This window comes from Aeromonas sp. QDB39 (assembly GCF_027707585.1).
In the GTDB taxonomy this organism is placed as follows: Bacteria; Pseudomonadota; Gammaproteobacteria; order Enterobacterales; family Aeromonadaceae; genus Aeromonas; species Aeromonas hydrophila.
In genome coordinates, this window is sequence record NZ_JAPCIV010000133.1 from 1 (window position 1) to 811 (window position 811).

At 40.9% G+C, this 811-nt stretch carries 1 pseudogene; it reads right to left on the reverse strand.

The window, feature by feature from the left end:
- Nucleotides 1-687: pseudogene (locus tag PG899_RS24170) on the reverse strand (hypothetical protein); the annotation flags it as partial.
- Between the last annotated feature and the right edge of the window lie 124 nt (nucleotides 688-811).

An 811-nucleotide genomic window follows, 5' to 3' on the forward strand; every position in this document is an offset into this window, starting at 1 on the left:
GGGGCTGGGGAAGTTGTGGCCTAATGGCTTATTTGGGCAACAACGCCTCAGGCGGTATCGATTTGGGAAACAACGCCCATTTGAACGGGTTGTGTCTACATGGGCTAAAATATCCTGCCTAAATAGAGCCTCTAACTCTTCATATAAAGCATGGCAACTATTGTCACCATCCATTAAATTAAACTCATACCTATCTCCAGGATAAGCAAAAACATCCCCTTTACCGTCCTTTATGATAGTGCTTTTCCAGAGTTGCCCCATCGTCTCTCTTATGTCAAGTTTATGCTCCCAGCCTCGACCTAAAAACAAAAAAACATGCATGTAGTATCCTCTGATAGAGCAATAGTCCAACTTCCAAATATATCCATCTACATGCCTAAACAATCGATTTCTCGAGCAGTTTATGAAAAGCTTGCGCCGTCCTTCTACTAACTCTTCTAGCTTATCTTTGAAGCCTTCGGTTTGGGAAGCAATTTTCAATGGTTCCTTATCCAAGCCTTTTGTTTCAGGCTGTGTAGCTACATTGCTTGACTCAATATGGATGTCATCATCTTTAGCATACATATTCTCTATTTTTTGTTTGAAACCCAAGCTAAACCTGACCACATAACGAGCTTTCCCTTCCTCTTTTTCTTTTACGTAGCCAAATATAGATTTAATATTTTGCTCAACATTAAACACTCTCACCCTTACACTTTCTTTATAGCTGTTCGAGTCAAAGACAACGTTAAGAACTGTCTCTTGATCAGATCTTGATCCCCTGCGCCATCAGATCCTTGGCGGCAAGAAAACCCTCCATTTTACTTTGCAG